This window comes from Pseudomonas sp. Pseusp3 (assembly GCF_047304225.1).
GTDB lineage: Bacteria > Pseudomonadota > Gammaproteobacteria > Pseudomonadales > Pseudomonadaceae > Aquipseudomonas > Aquipseudomonas fluorescens_CD.
Genome location: NZ_JBGLYV010000064.1, coordinates 1 through 22,144 on the forward strand (window position 1 = coordinate 1; position 22,144 = coordinate 22,144).

The window sequence follows — 22,144 nt, forward strand, 5'->3', positions numbered from 1 at the left end:
CCCCCGGCGTTACACCGTAATGGCTGGCGAGGTTGACACCAGCGAGGTCGATGGTCTGATTCGGCGCGGCGCCGGCCATGGCGCTGACATCGATGCTGGTCACCGTCGATGGGCCGCTGCCGGTGACGGTGAAGTGCAGGTAGTCATCCAGCGAAGCCGTGGTGCCGTTTTCCCCTTGCAGCAGCTGCGACAGGTCGAGCTTGTCGGTGCCGGGCGTGAAGTCGGTGATCACATCGTGGCCACTGTTGCCCTTGAGCCACTGGAACGTATCGGCCCCTGCCCCGCCGGTGAGGGTGTTGTTGCCCAGGTCACCGATCAACAAGTCATCGCCGCCCCCGCCATTGAGGATGTCGTTGCCCAGGCCGCCGTTGATCACGTTGTTATTGTTGTCACCGGTCAGGGTGTCGTTGAAGTTCGACCCGACCAGGTTTTCGATGCCGGTCAGGGTGTCCGTGCCTGCGCCGAGGGTGTTTTGCGCACCGGCCAGGCTGAGGTTGACGGTTACCCCGGCGGTGGCGTGAGAGAAACTGGCCGTGTCGATGCCTGTGCCGCCATCGAGGATGTCATTGCCCGGGCCGCTGTAGAGCCAATCATTGCCGGCGCCGCCGTGCAGCTCGTTGTTGCCGGAGCCGGCGGTGAGCACATCGTTGCCGTCGCCGGCATTGATGATGTTGTTGCCCGTGCCCGCCACCAGTATGTCATCCCCGCTGGTGCCGGTGAGGGTGTGCCCATCCTGATAGCTGATGGTCAGGTTGGCCGAGTCGCTGCCGCCATGGTTGTCGTTGGCGGTGTAGGTGCCGTGGTAGTCCGGGGTGACATCGTGTGCCCCGGCGTAGTTGACGGTCATGGTCAGCTGATAGTTTTCCGCCGCATTCGTATTGCCGTTACCGGGGTCGGTGATGTTGGTCATGTGGATCTGGTAAGTGCCGTCCGCGCTTGCGGTGATGGTGCCGCCATCGGCGATGTTTACGAACGCCCCGCCGTTGAGCGAATACTCCATCGTGATGTGTCCGCTCGCCAGGTTGTGATCGAGGTTGAGCGTCTCACCTTGTTTCAGCTTGACTGTGATGAGGTCTTCATCGTTGGCATTGGAGTTGGACACCGCACCAAGATAGCCACTGACCACCAGCACCGCCGTCATCGCCGCCGTGTTAGCCGCAAAGGCATTGCGCACGTCTGACAGATTCTGGTTGGCGCTGTTGTTGTTGGTGCCGGCGAAGCTGATCGCGCCGGTACCGGTGAAGTCCGCGCCCCTCGCTATCCAGCCTGTGTTGAACGAGGTTGGTGTCGCCGAGAGTTGATCGCCGTTGGGGTCGGTGTCGTTGGCCAGCAACAGTTCACCCGGCACCACGATGGTGCCCGAAAGCACGTTGGTGATGACGTTATCATCGGCGGCCACCGGCGGCGCGTTCGGTATGACTTTGACCGTCAGGGTGGAACTGGCCAGGTCACCGTCGTTGTCGCTGGCGGTAAATCCGATGTTTTCGGTGATCAACACCGACGTGGTTTTCTGCGAAATGTAGGCGTATTCACCGGTGTCGAGATTGATCTGCAAGGTACCGCTGTTGTTGGTGGCAATGCTCAACGTGTTGTCCACGGTGTTGAAGGTGCCGTGGTTGGGCCCGCCGCTGAAGTTCAGCGAGCCCTGATTGCTGTTGCCGCTTGGATCGTAGGTGTACGTGGTGCCGTCCACCGTGATGGTTTTGATGAAGCCGCCATCGGCGCCGAATGAACCGCCCTCGCCCAGTAGCGAACCGGTCACCGGCGCGCCGATTACAGTGCCGGACAGCACCGAGTTGAGCTGGTTGAGATCGGTCACCACCACCGCATTTGTATCGGTGTGGCTGCTGCCGTCATAGGCCAGTGGATTGAGGTTGGCGTTGGTCACGCCGCTGCCCAGGCCGATCGCGTAGTTCTTGATGTTGTTGGCATCGAGGAAGGCTTTCAGCGCGGTTTCGTCGGCGCTGCCGATTTCCTGGCCGGCGGTGGGCTTGCCGTCGGAAAAGAAGTAACCGACGTTTTGCGCACCGGTCAATTTGCCCGAGGTGTTGAACGCGGTCTGCATGGTCGCCACGGCCGCGTCGTAGTTGGTGCCGCCGTTCGCGGTGAGGCCGGCCAGCAGTGTCTTGGCGGTCGCGACATCGACCCACACCGAAGTCCTGTCGGTGGCGCTGCTGCTGAAGGTGACGAGCTGCACTTTCACATCGCCCAGGTCATCGTATTTATCCAGCAAGGCACTGATGGCCTGCTTGGCCAGATCCAGCCGCGACAGGCCCGACACGCCGGAAGGATCGGCCATGCTGCCGGAGACGTCGAGCACGATCAGCAGGTTGGAGTCGATCTCCACCGCCGCCACCGAGCGATCCGTTGCCACCGCCTTGGGCACGTCATCGACAATATTGACCACGATTGTGCTGGTGCTGCTGTTACCCAGCGCATCGGTGGCTTTGTAGGTGAAGCTTTCACTCAGGCTGTTCGGCCCGTCGTTGGCATTCGGCGAAGTTTTTGGTGCCGAGGTCAGGGTGTAGGTGTAGCTGCCGTCGGGGTTGAGCAGGATCTGCCCGTAGGTGCCGGTGGCGCTGCCGACCAGGGTGTAGGTGAGCGTGCCACTGCCACCCGAGACCGAACCGACCAGTGTGCCGGACGCGGTTTCGCCGGTGTTGCCCGGGTCGCTGCCGGTAACCGTACCCGCTGCCAGGTCCTGGCCGTCCTTGCTCAGGTCGAGGGCCTTTTCGTAAACCGTCACATCGCTATCGGGGTTGGCCTTGATAGCGCTATTGGCAACGTCGATGGTGATGGTGGTAGTGCTTTCATCGCCATCGGAATCGCGCACGGTGTAGGTGAACGTATCAGTGGCCCCCGCATCGCCGACCGAATTCTGATTGCTGTGATACACCGCGTTGCCGTTGGCATCGAGGGTCAGGTAGCCATAGGTGCCGTTGATCTGGTTGCCCAGCCCGCCGATCGCCGACGTCGAGGTATTGCTTCCGGCGCGCACGCCGACCACCGTCGCCGGACCATCGGCGCCGCTGACGTCGTTGCCCAGCACACTGATGTTGACGGTGCCGCCCTCCACTACCGACGACGAGTCAGGTTTGGCGCTCGGCAGGTCATCGATGATGTTGACGTTGATCTGCCCGGTCATCGTGTCGCCATCCGTATCGGTGGCGACGACGTTGAAGCTCTCGGGGAGGCTGTTGGCGCCGTTGGCAGATGGGTGCGCTTCGTTATCGTTGAGGGTGTAGCTGTAGCTCACGACACCGGTCACGGCGTTGAAGCCGGTGATGGTCAGTGTGCTGCCCAATGGCGTGACGGCGGTCTGCGGGAAGCCGGCGGCCACGCCACCGCTGACCACGGCAATGCCGCCGACGGTGAGGGTTTGCAGGCCATCGAGGGCGGTCACGGTGAAGGTGCCGTTCTGGGTCAGGGCCGACACGCTTGGGCTGCTGCCATCGCTGAGGTTTTTTTCGTAGACCGTCAACTCACCGCCATAGACGTCGAGGCCGTTGAGGACCACCGGATCATCATTGTTGTAGACATTCAGCACCAGGTTGGCGGTGCTGCTGTCGCCGTCCGAGTCGGTGAGGGTGTAGGTGAAGGTTTCACTGCCATTGCCACCGCCGTGCAACGCCTTGAAGTCGGCATCGCTGGTGTTCAGCGTATAGGTGTAGGTGCCATTGGCATTCAGCACCAGGGTGCCGTAGGTGCCGGTGAAAGTGCCGGGGGTGATCGGGCCGGCGTTTGCGCCGAGCGCAACCCGGTCGGCGCCTTGCACGTCGTTGCTCAGCACGTTGCCGCTGAGGGTCAGCAGGGTTTCCGACGCGGTACTGGCGTTGCTGTCGTACACGCCTTTGGGCAGGTCGTCGACGATGTTGACGTCCAGTGAACCGGTGGCGGTGGTGCCGTTGTCGTCGACCACGGTCACGGCGAACTGCTCAGGCAAGGTGTTGGCGCCGTTGGCCGTCGGGTGCGCTTCGTTATCGTTGAGGGTGTAGCTGTAGCTCACGACACCGGTCACGGCGTTGAAGCCGGTGATGGTCAACGTGCTGCCCAGCGGGGTGGTGATCGATTGCGGGAAGCCGGCGGCCACGCCACCGCTGACCACGGCAATGCCGCCGACGCTCAGGGTCGTTACACCGTCCAGGGCCGTGACGGTGAAGGTGCCGCTCTGGGTCAGGGCCGGCGTGTTGGGGTTGCTGCCGTCGCTGAGGTTTTTTTCGTAGACCGTCAGCTCACCGCCATACACGTCGAGGCCGTTGAGGACCACCGGATCATCGTTGTTGTAGACATTCAGCACCAGGTTGGCGGTGCTGCTGTCGCCGTCGGCATCGGTGATGGTGTAGGTGAAGGTTTCGCTGCCGTTGCCACCGCCGTGCAACGCCTTGAAGTCGGCATCGCTGGGGTTCAGCGTGTAGGTGTAGGTACCGTTGGCATTCAGCACCAAAGTGCCGTAAGTCCCGGTGAAGGTGCCGGGGGTGATCGGGCCGCTGTTTGCGCCGACCGTTACCCGGTCAGCGCCTTGCACGTCGTTGCTCAGCACGTTGCCGCTGAGGGTCAGCAGGGTTTCCGAGGCCGTGCCATTGCTGTCGTACACGCCTTTGGGCAGGTCGTCGACGATGTTGACGTCCAGTGAACCGGTCGCGGTGGTGCCGTTGTCGTCGACCACGGTCACGGCGAACTGCTCAGGCAGGCTGTTGGCGCCGTTGGCAGTCGGGTGCGCTTCGTTATCGTTGAGGGTGTAGCTGTAGCTCACCACACCGGTCACGGCGTTGAAGCCGGTGATGGTCAACGTGCTGCCCAGCGGGGTGGTGACCGATTGCGGGAAGCCGGCGGCCACGCCACCGCTGACCACGGCAATGCCGCCGACGCTCAGGGTCGTCACGCCGTCCAGCGCGGTCACGGTAAACGTGCCGCTCTGGGTCAGCGCCGGTGCATCCGGGCTGCTGCCATCGCTGAGGTTTTTTTCGTAGACCGTCAGCTCACCGCCATACACGTCGAGGCCGTTGAGGACCACCGGATCATCATTGTTGTAGACATTCAGCACCAGGTTGGCGGTGCTGCTGTCGCCGTCCGAGTCGGTGATGGTGTAGGTGAAGGTTTCGCTGCCATTGCCACCGCCGTGCAGGGCTTTGAAGTCCGTGTCGTTGGGGTTCAGCGTGTAGATGTAGGTACCGTTGGCATTCAGCACCAAAGTGCCGTAGATGCCGGTGAAGGTGCCGGGGGTGATCGGGCCGCTGTTTGCGCCGACCGTTACCCGGTCAGCGCCTTGCACGTCGTTGCTCAGCACGTTGCCGCTGAGGGCCAGCAGGGTTTCCGAGGCCGTTGAAGCATTGCTGTCGTACACGCCTTTGGGCAGGTCGTCGACGATGTTGACGTCCAGTGAACCCGTGGCGGTGGTGCCGTTGTTGTCGACCACGGTTACGGCGAACTGCTCAGGCAGGCTGTTGGCGCCGTTGGCGGTCGGGTGGGCTTCGTTGTCGTTGAGTGTATAGCTGTAGCTCACCACACCAGTCGCCGCATTGAACCCGGTGATGGTCAGCGTGCTGCCCAGCGGGGTGGTGACCGATTGCGGGAAACCCGCCGCCACACCGCCGCTGACCACGGCGATGCCGCCCACGCTCAGGGTGGTCACTCCGTCCAGCGCGGTCACAGTAAAGGTGCCGCTCCGGGTCAGGGCCGGTGCGTCCGGGTTGCTGCCGTCGCTGAGGTTTTTTTCAAAGACGGTGAGTTCGCCGCCCTCGACGTTCAAACCGTCAATCGTGATCGAGTCATCATTGTTGTGGATCTGCAGCACGAGGTTGGCCGTGCTGCTATCGCCGTCCGCATCGGTGAGGGTGTAGGTGAAGGTTTCGCTGCCGTCGCCGCCACCGTGCAGGGCTTTGAAGTCGGCATCGCTGGTGTTCAGTGTGTAGATGTAGGTGCCATTGGCATTCAGTACCAGGGTGCCGTAGGTGCCGGTGAAAGTGCCGGGGGTGATCGGGCCGCTGTTTTCGCCGAGCGTTACCCGGTCGGCGCCTTGCACATCATTGCTCAGCACGTTGCCATTGAGGGTCAGGAGGGTTTCCGAGGCGGTACTGGCGTTGCTGTCGTACACGCCTTTGGGCAGGTCGTCGATGATGTTGACGTTGATCTGCCCGGTCGAACTGTCGCCGTCCGTATCGGTGGCCACAACGTTGAAGTTCTCGGTGAGGCTGTTGGCGCCGTTAGCCGTTGGATGGGCTTCGTTATCGTTGAGGGTGTAGCTGTAGCTCACCACACCGGTCGCGGCGTTGAACCCGGTAACGGTCAGCGTGCTGCCCAATGGCGTGGTGATCGATTGCGGGAAGCCGGCGGCCACGCCACCGCTGACCACGGCGATGCCGCCGACAGTCAGGGTTTGCAGGCCATCGAGGGCGGTCACCGTGAAGGTCCCGCTCTGGGTCAGGGCTGGTGCGTCCGGGCTGCTGCCGTCGCTCAGGTTTTTCTCGTAGACCGTCAGCTCGCCGCCATACACGTTGAGGCCGTTGAGGAGCACCGGATCATCGTTGTTGTAGATGTTCAGCACCAGATTCGCGGTGCTGGTATCGCCGTCCGAATCGGTGAGGGTGTAGGTGAAGGTTTCGGTGCCGTCGCCACCGCCGTGCAGGGCTTTGAAATCCGCATCGTTGGGGTTCAGCGTGTAGGTGTAAGTGCCGTTGGCATTGAGCACCAGGGTGCCGTAGGTGCCGGTGAAGGTCCCGGGGGTGATCGGGCCGGCGTTTTCGCCGAGCGTTACCCGGTCGGCGCCTTGCACGTCGTTGCTCAGCACGTTGCCGTTGAGGGTCAGCAGGGTTTCCGAGGCGGTACTGGCGTTGCTGTCGTCCATCCCCTTCGGCAGGTCGTCGACGATGTTGACGTCCAGCGAACCGGTCGTGGTGGTGCCGTTGTCATCGACCACGGTCACGGCGAACTGCTCAGGCAAAGTGTTCGCGCCATTGGCCGTCGGATGCGCTTCGTTATCGTTGAGGGTGTAGCTGTAGCTGACCACGCCGGTTGCGGCGTTGAAGCCGGTGATGGTCAGCGTGCTGCCCAGCGGGGTGGTGATCGATTGCGGGAAGCCGGCCGCCACGCCGCCGCTGACCACGGCGATGCCGCCGACGCTCAGGGTCGTTACACCGTCCAGGGCAGTGACGGTGAAGGTGCCATTCTGGATCAGCGCCGCGGCATCCGGTGCACTGCCGTCGCTGAGGTTTTTCTCGAAGACGGTCAACTCGCCCCCCTCGACGTTCAAACCGCCAATCGTGACCGGGTCATCGTTGTTGTGGATCTGCAGCACCAGGTTGGCCGTGCTGCTGTCGCCATCGGCATCCGTCAGCGTATAGGTGAAGGTCTCCGTCGCACTGCCGCCACCGTGCAGGGCCTTGAAGTCGGCATCGCTGGTGGTGAGGGTGTAGGTGTAAGTGCCGTTGGCGTTGAGCACCAGGGTGCCGTAGGTGCCGGTGAAAGTGCCGGGGGTGATCGGGCCGGCGTTTTCGCCGAGCGTTACCCGGTCGGCGCCCTGCACGTCGTTGCTCAGCACGTTGCCATTGAGGGTCAGCAGGGTTTCCGAGGCGGTGCTGGCGTTGCTGTCGTCCACACCCTTCGGCAAGTCGTCGACGATGTTCACGTCGAGTGAACCGGTGGTGGTGGTGCCGTTGTCGTCGACCACGGTCACGGCGAACTGTTCGGGCAGGCTGTTGGCGCCGTTGGCCGTCGGGTGCGCTTCGTTATCGTTGAGGGTGTAGCTGTAGCTGACCACGCCGGTCGCGGCGTTGAAGCCGGTGATGGTCAGCGTGCTGCCCAATGGCGTGGTGATCGATTGCGGGAAGCCGGCGGCCACACCGCCAGTGACCACGGCGATGCCGCCGACGCTCAGGGTGGTCACACCGTCCAGCGCGGTGACGGTAAAGGTGCCGCTCTGGGTCAGGGCCGGTGCGTCGGGGCTGCTACCGTCGCTGAGGTTTTTCTCGAAGACGGTCAATTCGCCGCCCTCAACGTTCAAACCACCAACCGTCACCGAGTCGTCGTTGTTGTGGATCTGCAGCACCAGGTTGGCCGTGCTGCTGTCGCCGTCGGCATCCGTCAGCGTATAGGTGAAGGTCTCCGTCGCACTGCCGCCGCCGTGCAAGGCCTTGAAGTCGGCATCGCTGGTATTAAGCGTGTAGGTGTAGGTGCCATTGGCATTCAGCACCAGGGTGCCGTAGGTGCCGGTGAAAGTGCCGGGGGTGATCGGACCGGTGTTTTCGCCCACTGTCACCCGGTCCGCGCCTTGCACGTCGTTGCTCAGCACGTTGCCGTTGAGGGTCAGCAGGCTTTCCGAAGCGGTGCTGGCGTTGCTGTCGTCCACGCCTTTTGGCAGGTCGTCGACGATGCTCACGTCCAGTGAGCCGGTGGCGGTGGTGCCGTTGTCATCGACCACGGTCACGGCGAACTGCTCAGGCAGGCTGTTGGCGCCGTTGGCCGTCGGGTGCGCTTCGTTATCGTTGAGGGTGTAGCTGTAGCTGACCACGCCGGTCGCGGCGTTGAAGCCGGTGATGGTCAGCGTGCTGCCCAATGGCGTGGTGATCGATTGCGGGAAGCCCGCGGCCACACCGCCAGTGACCACGGCGATGCCGCCGACGCTCAGGGTGGTCACACCGTCCAGCGCGGTGACGGTAAAGGTGCCGCTCTGGGTCAGGGCCGGTGTATCCGGGCTGCTGCCGTCGCTGAGGTTTTTCTCGAAGACGGTCAACTCGCCACCCTCGACGTTCAATCCACCAACCGTCACCGAATCGTCGTTGTTATGAATCTGCAGCACCAGGTTGGCCGTGCTGCTGTCGCCGTCGGCATCCGTCAGCGTATAGGTGAAGGTCTCTGTCGCACTGCCGCCGCCGTGCAGGGCCTTGAAGTCGGCATCGCTGATGTTCAGCGTGTAGGTGTAGGTACCGTTGGCGTTGAGCACCAAAGTGCCGTAAGTCCCGGTGAAGGTGCCGGGGGTGATCGGGCCGCTGTTTTCGCCGAGCGTTACCCGGTCGGCGCCTTGCACGTCGTTGCTCAGCACGTTGCCATTGAGGGTCAGCAGGGTTTCCGAGGCCGTGCCATTGCTGTCGTCGACCGCTTTGGGCACGTCGTCGGTTATGTTGATATCCAGCGAACCGGTGGTGGTGTCGCCATTGCTGTCGTTGGCCACCACAGTGATGTGTTCGCCGAGACTATTGGCACCCTCGCCGCTTGCATGGGTTTCGGCACCGTTGAGGGTGTAGCTGTAACTGACCACACCGGTCGCCGGGTTGTAACCGGTGATGGTCAAGGTGCTGCCCAACGGGGTGGTGATCGACTGTGGAATACCTGCCGGCACGCCGCCGCTGATCACGTTGATGCCGCCGATGCTGAGGCTGGCCAGCCCGTCGGGCGCATTGACGGTAAAGGCGCCGCTTTGGGTCAGCGCGCCTGGGTTGCTCGCCGATCCGTCGGCCAGGTTGGCCTCATTGACGGTCAGCTCGCCATTCTGCGCCGACAGACCGTCGAGGCTGACCGGATTGTTCGGAACCTCTGGCGTCACTGGCGGCACCACAGGGGCAGCGGCCTCTACAACGTTGTTGTCCGGATTAGCGTTCAGGCGTTCTTCGGGAAGTTCGGGAATGCCATTGAAACCGGCAGTGGGGAAACCAATGATTGGGTCGACTCGCCCGCCCACCTCTTCGAGCATGACGAAACTATGACCACTGCCCTGGATGCCGCCCGGTACACCGGTAGTCGTGGCAGGTCCGGCAGCGGTAGCTTCAGCGCTCTGGGTCGGGTCGTCGCCCGCCGCAATGGCTTTTTGCAGCTGTTCGACATCCGTCAGTTGCGCTTCGCTCGGCGTCGCCGCTTCATGCGAGTCCACATGGGGAATCTGATTGGCGAGCAGCTGCGGTGTCATCTGCATGCTGCTGCCGCGCCCGAGGGTCAGCTCCTGGCCATTTTGCAGGTGCACCGCCACCGCGCCTTCAGCGCCAGTGCTCAGTTGGTCGCCGGCGAACAGCCGATCCCCCTCGACCAAAGTACGCCGGGTGCCGTCGCTCGCGACCGCGAACACCTGACCGATAACCTTACTGACGATGCCGATGAGCGTAGCCATGTGCACTTCCTCCGCTGCCAACCGCTGTCGGCACCTTGTTTGCGCGAAGAACATGCTCATGGCTCAAACGGGTTGTCTGGCGGATCGTGTTCCGGGTACCGGTTTACTTGAGTAAGCCGTGGCCCTGGCAACGATCTCGCCCAGCCAGTCGCTCACGGCGCTGTTTACGATTTTGGGAAAAACCCTCTGCAATCAATGGCATCGGATCCCTGTGCGCAACAACGTTGCCTGTGAGCGATGCGTAGCGATCCTGAATCACTCAAGTGACAAAAAACCGTCGCCACCAGATCGCTCGCGTCCCTCCCCTCCAGCACTTCTCCGCCCTATGTCGATAAGTGGATTGGAATTTTCTTCAAACCCCGACAAGCGCCCTAGCGCCCATAAAACAAGGGCTTTCGCATTGAACAATGTGCTGGATTTCGCAGAGCGCATAAGTTTTTTTTTGCATAGTCGTTATGAAAAAAATTTCTTAGCTACGCTCCAGAATGTTCTTAGCTCTTTTGTTAAAGACATGAAACAACTTTACCTATAAATATCGTCAAATAATTGGCGATTGATAAGCACCATCAGCAATCAGGGAGATGTACATGCGCCTATTAACCCCCCTCTGCAGCGCGGTTCTTTTGGCCATGGCCTGCTCGTCCCAGGCTCAGGCCATGACGCTGACCGAAGCGATCCAGAGCACAATCGCGACCCATCCGGAGCTGGCATCACGGGTGGACAGCCGCCTGTCGGCGGATGAGGACGTGAAGGTCGCCAAAGGGGGCTTTTATCCATCGGTTGATCTGAATGCCGCCTACGGGCGCGCGTATAGCGATAACACCAATACCCGGGCGTTCGGCAATCACCACACCGAAACCCTCAACTACACCCAGTCGGAATTGCGCCTGCGGCAAATGCTCTTTGACGGGTTCAACACCGCCAATGAAGTCGGACGCACCCAGGGCGTGGTCAACTCGCGAGCCTATTACGCTCAGGGTACGGCTCAGGATCTGGCCCTGCGCACCACCGAGGTTTACCTCGAAGTGCTCAAGCGCCGCGAACTGGTGACACTGGCCAAAAACAACCTGCAAGCGCACTTGCGGGTCAATGACCAGATCGGCCTGCGCACCCAGCGCGGCGTGGGCAGCAACGCCGATGCCGACCAGTCCACGGCTCGCCGGGCACTGGCGGAAAACAACCTCGACACCGCCGAAGTGGATCTGGCTGACGCCGAGTCGAACTTTTACGCCGTTGTAGGGCGTATGCCCGATGAACTCGAAACCCCGCCATCGATTCGCGGCGAAGTCCCTGCCTCCTTGCCCGAAGCCCAGCAGAGCATGGTGGAAAACAACCCTTACCTGAAATCCGCCCAGGCCGACGTGCAATCGGCCGAAAGCCAGTACGAAGTCGCCAAGTCGCCGTTCTACCCGCGTCTCGACGCCGAGGCGGCAGTGGGCGCGAACAACAACGTGCAGGGCGATGAAGGCCATGACAACGAATGGCGGGTCGGCGTGGTGATGAACTACAACCTGTTCCGCGGCGGCAGCGACAAGGCGCGCCTGGCCTCCGACTCACACAAGATCAACCAGGCCATGGACATCCGTAACAATGCCCTGCGCCAGCTCAACGAGAACATTCACCTGGCCTGGAATGCCATGGTCAATGCCAAGAAACAAACCCCGACCGCCCGTGAATACGCCGACACCAGCAAGCGCGTACGCATGGCCTACCAGGATCAGTTCGGCCTCGGTCAACGGACCCTGCTGGACCTGCTCGACAGTGAAAACGAACTCTACAACGCCAACCGTCGCTACACCGAAGTGCGCTACACCGAAGAGTTTTCGATGTACCGCGTGTTGGCGAACATGGGCCAGTTGTTGAGCAAACAACGCGTTGTACTGCCCGCCGACGCGATCGCCCAGACCGAAGTGAAAAACGAAGCGCGTCTGCCTGAAATGAAGTAGTGCACGGGAGGGTTCAATGACCAGCATGGAGACCGGCAACACCGGTATCGATCCGCGCCTGAGCTTCGATGACCCGCTTCTGGACGGTCTGGTGATCCTCTGCAAACTCCACGGCGCGACGGTCAGTCGCGCCAGCCTGAGTGCCGGGCTCCCCATGGCACACCAACGCCTGAGCCTGGATCTGCTGCCCCGTGCAGCGGCCCGGGCCGGTTTGCAGGCGCGCTTGCTGCGCCGTGACCTCAAGGACATCTCCGCGCTCAACCTGCCCGTGCTGCTGTTGCTCAACAACGGCCGCACGGCCGTCCTGCGCCGTTATGGCGAGGATGGCAAGGTGCTTATCCTGCCCAGCGAAGCCGACGGTGGCGAACAATGGCTCAGCCCTGAGGAACTGGCCGAACACTACAGTGGCCAGGCGCTGTTTGCCCGCCCGCGCCACGAACTCGAAGACTTGCGCTCGCCGCTGGTGCCCCGGGTGCAGGCCTGGTTTCGCGATACGCTGAAGCTGTCGAAATGGCTGTATAGCGACGCGATTCTGGCGAGTTTCCTGATCAACCTGCTGGGGCTGATGGTGCCGCTGTTCGTGATGCAGACCTACGACCGCGTAGTGCCGAACCAGGCCACGTCGACCTTGTGGGTGCTGGCGATCGGTCTGTTGATCGGCACCGCTTTCGAACTGGTGCTGCGGGTCGTGCGCGCGCACTTGCTGGATACCGCCGGCAAGAAAACCGACGTGATCCTGTCGGCCACCCTGTTTGAGCGCATCACCGGTATGGCAATGAAAGCGCGACCGGCGACCATCGGGGGCTTTGCCCAAAGCATTCATGACTTCCAGGGCCTGCGGGAGTTTCTCACCGCCGTGACCCTCACCAGCCTGATCGACCTGCCCTTCTGCCTGCTGATGATGCTGGTGATCGGCCTGCTCGGAGGCTGGCTGGTGGTGATCCCGATACTGGCGTTTCCCATCACCATCATCTTCGCCATGGTGATCCAGGTCCGCCTGCGCGACACCGTACAGAAAAGCCTCAGCCTCGGCGCCGAACGCCAGGCGTTGCTGATCGAAACCCTCAGCGGCCTGGAAACCCTCAAGGCCTGCAGCGCCGAAAGCGAGCGCCAGCACAAATGGGAAAGCACCCACGGCGCCCTCACCCGCCTCGACAGCCATGCGCGTAACTTGTCGGCCCTGGCCACCAACGGCACCTTGTTCATCCAGCAGTTGTCCGGCATGGCGACCATCGTCGCCGGGGTCTACAGCATCATCGCCGGCAACCTCAGCGTCGGCGCCCTGGTGGCCAGCTACATGCTCGGTAGCCGCGTATTGGCGCCACTGGGGCAAATCGCCGGCCTGATCACGCGCTACCAGCAAGCGCAACTGACCATGAAAAGCACCGATGCACTGATGGGCCTGCCCCAGGAGCGCGACGCCAGACAGCGGCCGCTGGAGCGCACCCAACTGCAAGGCGCGCTGGATGTTGTCAGCGTGACCTTCCACTACAACGGCCAGAGCTCTCCCGCCCTGGCCAATGTCGGCTTCAGTGTGAAAGCCGGTGAGCGCGTCGGCATCATCGGCCGCAGCGGCTCAGGCAAAAGCACCCTGGCGCGACTGGTGATGGGGTTCTATGAACCGGATCAAGGCCAGTTGCTGCTCGATGGCCTGGACCTGCGGCAACTGGATGTCGCCGACCTGCGCCATCAAATCGGTTACGTCGCCCACGACCTGCCGTTGCTGGCCGGCAGCCTGCGCGACAACCTGACCCTCGGCGCGCGCTATATCAGCGACTCACGCATGCTCGAAGTGGCGGAAATGACCGGCGTCACCGAACTGGCCCGGCAACACCCGCAAGGTTTCGACCGGCCCGTGGGCGAACGTGGGCAACTGCTGTCCGGCGGCCAGCGCCAGGCAGTGTTGATGGCCCGTTCCATGTTGCTCGACCCGCCGATCATGCTGCTCGACGAGCCCACCAGTGCCATGGACAACAGCAGCGAAGACGTCCTGAGGAAAAAACTCCACGGCTGGGTCCAGGGCAAAACCCTCCTGCTGGTGACCCACCGCACCTCGATGCTGAGCCTGGTGGATCGCCTGGTGGTGCTGGACAACGGACGGATTGTCGCCGACGGTCCGAAAGAAGCGGTCATCGATGCACTGCGCAAGGGCCGTGTCGGCTCTGCGGCGGTCTAGGAGTCGTCCATGTCTGCCGATCAGGGTTCCCGTGGCTACTTCGACAGTTTCAACAAAAGTGCCGAAACCGAGTTCATGCCGGAAACCGCCGGCGCCTCGGTGCAGGACTCACCGCGCTGGTCGCGAATCACCGTGTGGCTGGCCGCCGCGTTGTTGGCCAGCGCACTGGTCTGGGCCAGGTTCGCCGTGCTGCAGGAAGTGACCATGGGTGAAGGCAAGGCGATTCCGTCGAGCAAAGTCCAGGTGATCCAGAACCTGGAGGGCGGCATCGTCACTGAAATTTTCATTCGTGAAGGACAAATGGTGAACAAGGGCGACACCTTGCTGCGCCTGGATGACACGCGCTACCTGTCGAACAAGGGCGAAAGTGAAGCCGACCGATACGCGTTGACCGCGCAGGTCGAACGGCTTTCTGCCGAAGCCGAAGGCCGGCCGTTCAAGCTGTCGGAAGAAGTGATCGCCAAGGCTCCGCAAGTGGCTGAAGACGAGCGTTCCCTGTACGAACAGCGGCAACGCCGACTGGCCAGCGAACAGCGCACCCTGACCGAACAACTTCGGCAAAAAACCCAGGAGCTGGCAGAATTTCGCTCGAAACAGGGGCAGTTCAGTTCAAGCCTGGCGTTGTTGCAGCAAGAGATGAACATGTCCGCACCACTGGTGGGCACCGGCGCGGTATCACCGGTGGAGATCCTGCGCCTCAAACGTAGCGCGGTGGAGATTCGCGGCTCACTGAACGCCACCACCCTGGCGATTCCCCGGGCGGAATCGGCAATCAACGAGATCAAAAGCAAGATCGACGAGTCGGAACAGACCTTCCGTTCGGAAGCCGCCAAAGAGCTGAATGAGAAGCGCACCGATCTGTCGAAAATCACAGCATCGAGCATCGCCATCGACGACCGCGTGACCCGTACCACCGTGGTCTCCCCGGTTCACGGCATCATCAAGGTGTTGAAGGTCAACACCATCGGTGGCGTGGTCCAGCCCGGCAGCGACATGGTGGAAATCGTGCCGCTGGAAGACAACCTGCTGATCGAAGCCAAGGTGCGACCACAGGACGTTGCATTCCTGCATCCGGGCCAGAAAGCCATGGTCAAGTTCAGTGCCTACGACTACACGATCTACGGCGGCCTGAGCGCCAAACTGGAGTTGATCGGCGCCGACACCATCACCGACGACAAGGGCAACAGCTTCTATCTGATTCAGGTGCGTACGGACAAGAACCATTTGGGCGGGGACGTGAAACCGCTGCTGATCATCCCGGGGATGGTGGCGACGGTGGACATTATTACCGGGGAGAAGACGGTGCTCGATTACTTGCTTAAACCGGTGCTTAAAGCTCGGACCGAGGCAATGCGGGAGCGGTAGTCCTTATTCGAAGATTGCAGTGATTGAACCGGCCTCTTCGCGGGCAAGCCCGCTCCCACAGTGTTTAGTTGTGTTCACTTTATTTGTGCACGACGCAACCCTCTGTGGGAGCGGGCTTGCTCGCGAAGGGGCCGGCATTGACGACGCCTACTTCGGCCCATGATTACGCTGAAAAACCTCCTCCCCCATCGCCGCAATCTGCCCCTCGATCAACGCTTCGAACGGCCTGAGCAATGGCGCAAAGGAAGTCGGTGCCTCAAGGGTTTCAAGCGCCTGCACAATCGCCTCCACCGTCGACAATGCTCCCGGTCCCGGCGCCTTGCGCAGGCGATAACGGGACACACCGCCCTCGGCCAGCGTCACCCTCGGCAACGCCGCCAGCAGCGGATTGAGGTGCAGCAACTTGCGCGCCTTGCGCCAGGTGCCGTCCGGGACGACCAGCAACAACGGCTCGTCCGTTGCGGCACAGGCCTGCATCGGTTGCGCCTCTTCGCCGGGAAACAACAAGCGCGCCCGATACCCCGGCCGGCTCAACAAGGTCGGCAAATCCTCGAACACCTCCCCCACGATCAACTCGGCATTGTTCAGGCCCAACGCCGCCAGCCGTGCAGTATTCAGTGCATGGTTCACTTCGCTCGGATGCTGCAACAGCAACACGCGGGTGCGGCTGTCGAGGCTCGGGATCAATGGGCACAGGCAGTGGCTTTGCGGGCGCAGGCAGCGCGGGCATTGGATTCTGGACATCTTCTCAGGCCTGGTTCAGTTGGGCTTTCAGCAAGTCGCGAAACGTCTGGATCAACGGCTCGCGACTACGGCCCCGACGCACGATCATCGAGAATGGCGCCTGATAGCCGAAGGTCGCCGGCAGCAGCACCCGCAAGTCCCCCTTGTCGGCCCAAGCCTGGGCGTAGTGTTCCGGCAGGTAGCCGATGTAGGCGCCGGACAGCACCAGAATCAGCTGGGCCTCCATACTTTCCACGGTCGCGGCACTGTGCTTGAAGCCGTGACGCGCCAGTTCGGCCTGGCTCCAGTAGCCGCGACCGACCATGCGCTGCTGGGTGATGACTTGTTCGGGAATGCGCCGCTCGTTGAACAGCGGATGCCGCGTGCTGCAATACAACCAGTGTTGTTCACGGTACAGCGGCATGTACACCAGGCCGCTCATGCGCGTGGAAAACGCGCCGATGGCCAGGTCGAGACGATTGTCCTGCACGCCGAGCTGCAATTCGTAGGGGCTCATCACCGACAGGTGCAAGTGCACGGCCGGGTGTTCCTGGCTGTAGGCACCGATGGCTTCGGCAAACGGCAGGGCCTTGTCGCTGACGGTGGAGTCGATGACCCCAAGGTTCAAGGTCCCGCGCAGTTCACCCTTGAGGGCAGCAGCGTATTGCTCGAAGCCTTCGAGCTCGCCCAACAGACGCAGGGTTTCCTGATGGAACAGTTCGCCCTTGCTGGTCAGGCTGAAACCGCCACGACCGCGATGGCAGAGCACCAGGCCGAGGGCCGCTTCGAGCTGGCTCATGTAGGTGCTGATGGCCGACGTCGAGAGATTGAGCTCCTGTTGGGCGTTGGCAAAGCCCTGGTGTCGCACCACGCTGACGAAGATGCGCAATAGTTTCAGGTCGGGTAAAGCGTTGGCCATGGGAACTCCGATCGAAAGGCGGCGCAAAGTACTACTGTGGAAACACAATCCCTGTGGGAGCGGGCTTGCTCGCGAAAGCGGTGTGCCTATTCACACTAATGCCGACTGACATGACGCCTTCGCGAGCAAGCCCGCTCCCACAATGATTGCAGTGTTCACCCCTGGACTGAAAGGCATCAGGGTGTCTGCGCATGGAGTGAAGTCTATCGCTGTCACATCCATTAGTTTAGAAAAATCTGAACTAAGTATTTGCCCGTAGCGATTCTTCCCGGCCACTACATTTCGCAGAATCGGCGCCACAAGGTTCGCCCGTACTCCCGTGAACGGCGCAACCGACATAAATAAAACAACGACGATGAGGCCCTACCCGTGGACAAGATTCTTCACCAACCACTGGGCGGCAACGAAATGCCGCGCTTCGGCGGCATCGCCACCATGATGCGACTCCCCCACCTGAAAACTGCTGCCGGCCTGGACGCTGCCTTCGTAGGCGTGCCGCTGGACATCGGTACCTCGCTGCGCCCTGGCACCCGTTTCGGGCCTCGCGACATCCGCACCGAATCGGTGATGATCCGTCCGTACAACATGGCCACCGGCGCTGCACCGTTCGACTCGCTGTCGGTTGCCGACATCGGCGACGTGGCGATCAACACCTTCAACCTGCTGGACGCCGTTCGCATCATCGAAGAAGCCTACGACGACATCCTCGAACACAACGTGATCCCCCTGACCCTGGGCGGCGACCACACCATCACCCTGCCGATCCTGCGTGCCATCCATAAAAAGCACGGCAAGGTCGGCCTGGTGCACATCGACGCTCACGCCGATGTGAACGATCACATGTTCGGCGAGAAAATCGCCCACGGCACCACCTTCCGTCGCGCCGTTGAAGAAGGCCTTCTGGATCCGGACCGGGTCGTGCAGATTGGCCTGCGCGCCCAGGGCTACACCGCTGACGACTTCAACTGGAGCCGCAACCAGGGCTTCCGTGTGGTTCAGGCCGAAGAGTGCTGGCACAAGTCGCTGGAGCCATTGATGGCTGAAGTCCGCGAGAAAGTCGGTGGCGGTCCTGTCTACCTGAGCTTTGATATCGACGGCATCGACCCGGCCTGGGCTCCTGGCACCGGCACCCCGGAAATCGGCGGTCTGACGACCATTCAGGCGATCGAGATCGTTCGTGGCTGCCAAGGCCTCGACCTGGTCGGTTGCGATCTGGTAGAAGTCTCGCCCGCTTACGACACCACTGGTAACACCTCGCTGCTGGCCGCCAACCTGCTGTACGAAATGCTCTGCGTACTGCCTGGCGTAGTCCACCGCTGAGGATGGACCATGAACGAACGTGATCAGGTTCTCAAAGCCGCCGCCGATCTGGTGTCCGCTTTTGCCCGTAACGATCGCGAAGCCTATTTCGGCGCGTTCAGCGCCGATGCCAGCTTCGTCTTCTACACCCTCGAGCAGCCCCTGCTGTCGCGCGACGCCTATCAGGCGATGTGGGACAGCTGGCGCGCCGAGGATGGCTTCGAGGTGCTCTCTTGCACCTCGAGCAACGCTTTCGTCAGCCTGCAGGGTGACGTGGCGATTTTCATCCATGACGTAGCCACCGAGCTGCGCATGCAAGGGGAGCAGCACTTTAGCCAGGAGCGCGAGACGATTGTTTTCAAGAAACAAGCGTCTGGCCAAGAACAACAAGGCCTATGGCTGGCCTGTCACGAACATTTGTCCGCGATGCCGGAAGGGCTGCCAACCCCTTAGCCAACACAGGTGACGCTCACGCACGATGAGCGCGCCTTTATGATCGGAGCTGATCATGAATAACAACAACAAAGACCAAAGCCTTACGCAAATTGAAACCCACGGGGTCGAACAGATCCCGGACAACGAACGCACCGCAGGCCCGACGGACTTGTTCCGGATGATCTTCGGTGGTTCCAACACCTTTGCAACCGCCGTCCTCGGCAGTTTCCCGGTGCTGTTCGGCCTGTCTTTCCAGGCGGGCGTCTGGGCGATTGTGCTGGGCGTACTGCTGGGTTCGCTGATCCTCGCGCCAATGGGCCTGTTCGGCCCGATCAACGGCACGAACAACGCCGTGTCTTCCGGTGCGCACTTTGGCGTGCACGGGCGGATCGTCGGTTCGTTCCTGTCGCTGTTGACCGCCATCGCCTTCTTCTCGCTCTCGGTGTGGAGTTCGGGTGATGCGCTGATCGGTGGCGCCAAACGCCTGATCGGCCTGCCGGAAACCGACCTGACCCTGGGCCTGGCCTACGGTCTGTTCGCGATTCTGGTGCTGACCGTGTGCATCTATGGTTTCCGCTTCCTGCTGTGGGTCAACAAGATCGCGGTGTGGAGTGCCAGCCTGCTGTTCCTGCTGGGCGTCTTCGCCTTTGCCGGTCCTTTCGATGCGAACTACGCTGGCACCGTCAGCATGGGCCAACCCGGTTTCTGGGCCGCCTTCATCGGTGCTGCACTGGTGGCCATGAGCAACCCGATTTCCTTCGGTGCGTTCCTCGGCGACTGGTCGCGTTACATTCCGCGTGATACGTCCAAGCGTCGCATCATGGCGGCGGTGGTGATTTCGCAGATCGCAACGTTCATTCCGTTCCTGTTCGGCCTGACCACCGCGACCATCGTGGCGATCAAGGCACCGGACTACATCGCCGCCAACAACTATGTCGGCGGCCTGCTGGCGGTATCCCCGACCTGGTTCTTCCTGCCGGTGTGCCTGATCGCAGTGATCGGCGGCATGTCCACCGGCACCACCTCGCTCTACGGCACAGGCCTGGACATGTCCAGCGTGTTCCCACGGGTGCTGTCGCGGGTCAAGGCCACGCTGCTGATCGGTGTGATGTCGATTGCCTTCATCTTCATCGGGCGCTTCGCGGCGAACCTGGTGCAGAGCGTGTCGACCTTCGCCGTGCTGATCATCACCTGCACCACCCCCTGGATGGTGATCATGATCATCGGCCTGCTGGCCCGTCGCGGCTTCTACTGCCCGGATGACCTGCAAGTGTTCACCCGTGGCGAGAAAGGCGGCCGCTACTGGTTCACCCACGGCTGGAACTGGCGTGGCATGGGGGCCTGGATCCCGAGTGCCGCGGTCGGCCTGTGCTTTGTGAACCTGCCGGGGCAATTTGTCGGCCCCCTGGGCAACCTGGCCGATGGTATCGACATCAGCCTGCCAGTGACCCTGGGCCTGGCCTCGGTGGTTTACCTGGTCCTGCTCAAAATGTTCCCGGAAGCCAGCGCCGTGTACGGCCCGAACGACCTTCGCAACAAGAGCACGGATTCGCTCGCCAAACCGGCGATGCAACAAGTCGCCTGATATACGCACTACCCCTGTGGGAGCGGGCTTGCTCGCGATGGCAGCAGCACATCCACCCTTGATGTGACTGACAGACCGCTATCGCGAGCAAGCTCGCTCCTACAAGGGGACTGATTTTCAGCCTCACATAAAAAAGACAATCGGAGACACGCCATAATGGCTTTGGATTTATTCGTTGTACTCATCTACGCCGCCGCGATGCTGCTTCTCGGTTACTACGGCATGCGCAAGGCCAAGACCAACGAAGACTTTTTGGTCGCCGGTCGTAACCTCGGCCCAAGCCTGTACATGGGCACCATGGCTGCCACCGTTCTGGGCGGCGCGTCCACCGTGGGCACCGTGCGTCTGGGCTACGTACATGGCATCTCCGGTTTCTGGCTGTGTGCCGCACTGGGTTGCGGGATCGTCGCGCTGAACCTGTTCCTCGCCAAACCTTTGCTGAAACTGAAGATCTACACCGTTACCCAGGTGCTGGAAAAGCGCTACAACCCGATGGCCCGCTCCGCGAGCGCGGTGATCATGCTGGCCTACGCGCTGATGATCGGCGTGACCTCGATCCTGGCAATCGGCACCGTTCTGCAAGTGCTGTTCGGCCTGCCGTTCTGGATCTCGGTATTGCTCGGCGGCGGCGTCGTGGTGATCTACTCGGCCATTGGCGGCATGTGGTCCCTGACCCTGACCGACATCGTCCAGTTCATCATCAAGACCGTAGGCCTGATGTTCATCCTGTTGCCAATCTGCCTGTACCGCGTCGGTGGCTGGGATGAATTGGTGATGAAACTGCCGGCGGCGAGCTTCAGCTTCACCACCATCGGCTGGGACACCATCATCACCTACTTCATGATCTACTTCTTCGGCATCCTGATCGGTCAGGACATCTGGCAACGGGTGTTCACCGTCAAGACCGCCAAGGTGGCTCAGGTTGCCGGTACCGCTGCCGGTATCTACTGCATCCTCTACGGTCTGGCCTGTGCCCTGATCGGCATGGCTGCACACGTACTGATCCCGGATCTGGACAACGTCAACAACGCCTTCGCCGCCATCGTCAAACTGTCCCTGCCGGACGGTATCCGTGGCCTGGTGATCGCTGCCGCACTGGCCGCCATGATGTCCACCGCCAGCGCCGGCCTGCTGGCCGCTGCCACCACCCTGACCGAAGACCTGCTGCCGAAACTGCGTGGCGGTAAACAGTCGAGCCTGGCGATCAACCGCCTGTTCACCCTGTTGACCGGCTGTGTGGTGCTGGCCATTGCCCTGGTCGTGAACGACGTGATCAGCGCCCTGACCCTGGCCTACAACCTGTTGGTGGGCGGCATGCTGATCCCGCTGATGGGCGCGATCTTCTGGAAACGCGCCACCACCGCCGGCGCCATCGCCAGCATGGGCATGGGGTTCGCCACTGCGCTGCTGTTCATGTTCAAGGACGGCCTGGACGCCAACACCCCGATCTACTACAGCCTCGGTGTAGGCCTGGTGAGTTTCGTGGTAGTGAGCCTGATGTCCCGCCGCCCGGTAGCAGTGGCCAGCGCGGCCTAAGCTGAACATAACGACTTGATGCTTTCTTCGACGGGTGTGGCGTCGGTTGCCACACCCGTTTTTT

The 22,144-nt window shown here is 61.8% G+C and carries 11 protein-coding genes; 8 read left to right on the top strand and 3 right to left on the bottom strand.

Features of this window, described 5'->3' with window-relative positions:
- Nucleotides 1-10,096 (bottom strand): retention module-containing protein (locus tag ACCD00_RS20540; RefSeq protein WP_413427283.1); only part of this gene is annotated, 10,096 nt, incomplete at its 3' end.
- A gap of 118 nt (nucleotides 10,097-10,214) precedes the next feature.
- Here ACCD00_RS20540 and ACCD00_RS20545 point away from each other — a divergent pair.
- From ACCD00_RS20545 to ACCD00_RS20560, 4 genes are read left to right on the top strand one after another with little or no spacing between them, the layout of a single operon-like run.
- Nucleotides 10,215-10,628, top strand: coding sequence for a hypothetical protein (locus ACCD00_RS20545; RefSeq protein WP_413427284.1), 414 nt, complete (start codon nucleotides 10,215-10,217; stop codon nucleotides 10,626-10,628).
- 55 nt (nucleotides 10,629-10,683) lie between these two features.
- Nucleotides 10,684-12,042, top strand: a complete 1,359-nt coding sequence (locus ACCD00_RS20550) for a TolC family outer membrane protein (protein ID WP_413427285.1) — start codon at nucleotides 10,684-10,686, stop codon at nucleotides 12,040-12,042.
- A 16-nt stretch (nucleotides 12,043-12,058) separates the two neighbouring features.
- On the top strand, nucleotides 12,059-14,218 hold the full coding sequence (locus ACCD00_RS20555) for a type I secretion system permease/ATPase (RefSeq protein ID WP_413427286.1): 2,160 nt from the start codon (nucleotides 12,059-12,061) through the stop codon (nucleotides 14,216-14,218).
- 9 nt (nucleotides 14,219-14,227) lie between these two features.
- Complete coding sequence (locus ACCD00_RS20560) at nucleotides 14,228-15,583, top strand: HlyD family type I secretion periplasmic adaptor subunit (protein WP_413427287.1); 1,356 nt, start codon at nucleotides 14,228-14,230, stop codon at nucleotides 15,581-15,583.
- A gap of 147 nt (nucleotides 15,584-15,730) precedes the next feature.
- Here the strand turns inward: ACCD00_RS20560 and ACCD00_RS20565 are convergent, their stop codons facing one another.
- Nucleotides 15,731-16,327 (bottom strand): tRNA-uridine aminocarboxypropyltransferase, encoded by a 597-nt coding sequence (locus ACCD00_RS20565; protein ID WP_413427288.1) that lies wholly within the window; start codon nucleotides 16,325-16,327, stop codon nucleotides 15,731-15,733.
- Between the two features lie 4 nt (nucleotides 16,328-16,331).
- Entirely contained in the window at nucleotides 16,332-17,225 is an 894-nt protein-coding gene (locus ACCD00_RS20570) for a LysR family transcriptional regulator (RefSeq protein ID WP_007972518.1), read from the bottom strand.
- Nucleotides 17,226-17,594: 369 nt separating this feature from the next.
- Between ACCD00_RS20570 and speB the strand changes: the two genes are divergently transcribed.
- From speB to ACCD00_RS20590, 4 genes are all read left to right on the top strand, one after another.
- Complete coding sequence (gene speB / locus ACCD00_RS20575) at nucleotides 17,595-18,545, top strand: agmatinase (protein WP_413427289.1); 951 nt, start codon at nucleotides 17,595-17,597, stop codon at nucleotides 18,543-18,545.
- A 9-nt stretch (nucleotides 18,546-18,554) separates the two neighbouring features.
- The gene (locus tag ACCD00_RS20580; protein ID WP_103394650.1) at nucleotides 18,555-18,977 is read left to right on the top strand and encodes a YybH family protein; all 423 of its coding nucleotides are present in this window, start codon (nucleotides 18,555-18,557) and stop codon (nucleotides 18,975-18,977) included.
- A 55-nt stretch (nucleotides 18,978-19,032) separates the two neighbouring features.
- Nucleotides 19,033-20,544, top strand: a complete 1,512-nt coding sequence (locus tag ACCD00_RS20585) for a purine-cytosine permease family protein (RefSeq protein ID WP_413427290.1) — start codon at nucleotides 19,033-19,035, stop codon at nucleotides 20,542-20,544.
- A 156-nt stretch (nucleotides 20,545-20,700) separates the two neighbouring features.
- Nucleotides 20,701-22,080 (top strand): sodium:solute symporter, encoded by a 1,380-nt coding sequence (locus tag ACCD00_RS20590; RefSeq protein WP_413427291.1) that lies wholly within the window; start codon nucleotides 20,701-20,703, stop codon nucleotides 22,078-22,080.
- The last annotated feature ends 64 nt before the right edge of the window (nucleotides 22,081-22,144 follow it).

Excerpts from the sequence above, each read along its gene's own strand:
- ACCD00_RS20580 (WP_103394650.1), top strand. The coding sequence starts at position 18,555 with ATGAACGAACGTGATCAGGTTCTCAAAGCCGCCGCCGATCTGGTGTCC.
- ACCD00_RS20570 (WP_007972518.1), bottom strand. The coding sequence starts at position 17,225 with ATGGCCAACGCTTTACCCGACCTGAAACTATTGCGCATCTTCGTCAGC.
- ACCD00_RS20590 (WP_413427291.1), top strand. The coding sequence starts at position 20,701 with ATGGCTTTGGATTTATTCGTTGTACTCATCTACGCCGCCGCGATGCTG.
- ACCD00_RS20555 (WP_413427286.1), top strand. The coding sequence starts at position 12,059 with ATGACCAGCATGGAGACCGGCAACACCGGTATCGATCCGCGCCTGAGC.
- ACCD00_RS20585 (WP_413427290.1), top strand. The coding sequence starts at position 19,033 with ATGAATAACAACAACAAAGACCAAAGCCTTACGCAAATTGAAACCCAC.
- ACCD00_RS20550 (WP_413427285.1), top strand. The coding sequence starts at position 10,684 with ATGCGCCTATTAACCCCCCTCTGCAGCGCGGTTCTTTTGGCCATGGCC.
- ACCD00_RS20560 (WP_413427287.1), top strand. The coding sequence starts at position 14,228 with ATGTCTGCCGATCAGGGTTCCCGTGGCTACTTCGACAGTTTCAACAAA.
- ACCD00_RS20565 (WP_413427288.1), bottom strand. The coding sequence starts at position 16,327 with ATGTCCAGAATCCAATGCCCGCGCTGCCTGCGCCCGCAAAGCCACTGC.